This is a genomic window from Vibrio sp. YT-16 (assembly GCF_033337405.1).
In the GTDB taxonomy this organism is placed as follows: Bacteria; Pseudomonadota; Gammaproteobacteria; order Enterobacterales; family Vibrionaceae; genus Vibrio; species Vibrio alginolyticus.
This window is the reverse complement of record NZ_JAWOQQ010000094.1, coordinates 1-1,286: the sequence shown is the minus strand read 5'-3', so window position 1 is coordinate 1,286 and position 1,286 is coordinate 1. Positions and strand designations below refer to the sequence as shown.

Genomic DNA, 1,286 nt, shown 5'->3' with positions numbered 1-1,286 from the left:
TGCGATTGCGTTCATGATGCTTCTCCTAGCCTAGTTTCGATCAATGACGCTCCAAGTTAACACGAGCGCAACAATGTTACTATTGTAGCGCTCGCGAAATTAGAGTTCGAACTCTGATTAAAATATCGGTGGGTTTGGAGCTAAGTCAGACGCAATTCATAAATGCCTAATCGTTGAGAGCGGTCAAGCGTCTCGAACTCGTGATCAACGTATTCTTTTAATGTGGCACTAGCACGCTCAGCAATATTGATACCAGCAATGTCATCTTCCATACAGTGGAATTGGATGAACTGCGCATGCCCTTTCTGCTTTAAAAAAGGAATCAGAACCGCAAGCACTTGGTCAATCACTCGGTGTCCTCGCCCATTGTTCGCCAACCAATAGCCAATCTCAGTAACGTGTGTGTGCGAATCCACACCCTTGATGCCAATAACTCCCGTAAACTGCTCATCAAAATAAATCGCGCACCAGTGGGCATCTAACGCTTTGCTGTTCACGCGCTGAGAGATGTAGTTCACTGCTTCTCTGCGGTTGGTCACAAAGTCCGTCCAAGGTAAATAGCCAGATAGGCTGTTTCGATACGTGTTCACCACTTCCAGTAAAACCGTCGCATGCTTGGTGGTTAGAGGCGCAATTGAGACCCTTTCCGAGACGGAAAAGCGCGCTTGCGAGCCATTCCCTTGATAGTCGTGTGGATACATCGAATCTCCCATTCACATCAGCCTTTAGCAAAGCGCTGCAATGCATCGCCCGCCAGTCGATAGATCTTCCATTCATCTTGAGGCTCTGCACCGATTGACTGATAGAAATCAATCGCGGGTTGGTTCCCATCCAATACAGCCCATTCAAAACGGCCACAATCACGATCAACGGCAATATTCGCCAAATGCTTTAACAACGCTTTCCCAGCACCAACATTTCGGTACTCAGAAGAAACATATAGATCTTCCAAGTAGAGTCCGTTCTTTCCAAGCCATGTTGAGTAGTTAAAAAAGTAGACGGCGAATCCTATCGGTTCTTCGTTCACATAACAAATCACTGCGTGTGTCGTCGAATCTTCGCCGAAAATCGCTCGATCAACGGCTTCGACGCTGGCTTTAACTTCATGTTCTAAGTGCTCGTAACGAGCTAACTCTTTAACAAATCTTAAGATGGTTGCAGAATCCTGCTTTTGTGCTGCTCGCCCAGAAATTTTATGAGTCACGTCCTTGTAGCCCTGTCCTAGCTGTTTTGCTCGATCAATGTATACGGTGTCAGCGACTCCACATCAACATAGTATTGCCAAA

General features: G+C 46.4%; 2 protein-coding genes. Both read right to left on the bottom strand.

Translation table 11 applies throughout. The annotated features are described in order from the left end of the window. Window positions 1-140: 140 nt before the first annotated feature. Window positions 141-701 carry a GNAT family protein gene (locus R7F07_RS24980; protein ID WP_318110633.1) on the bottom strand — a complete coding sequence of 187 codons (561 nt, stop codon included), beginning with the start codon at window positions 699-701 and terminating at the stop codon, window positions 141-143. 17 nt (window positions 702-718) lie between these two features. Further along, window positions 719-1,204 carry a GNAT family N-acetyltransferase gene (locus R7F07_RS24975; RefSeq protein WP_318110632.1) on the bottom strand — a complete coding sequence of 162 codons (486 nt, stop codon included), beginning with the start codon at window positions 1,202-1,204 and terminating at the stop codon, window positions 719-721. Between the last annotated feature and the right edge of the window lie 82 nt (window positions 1,205-1,286).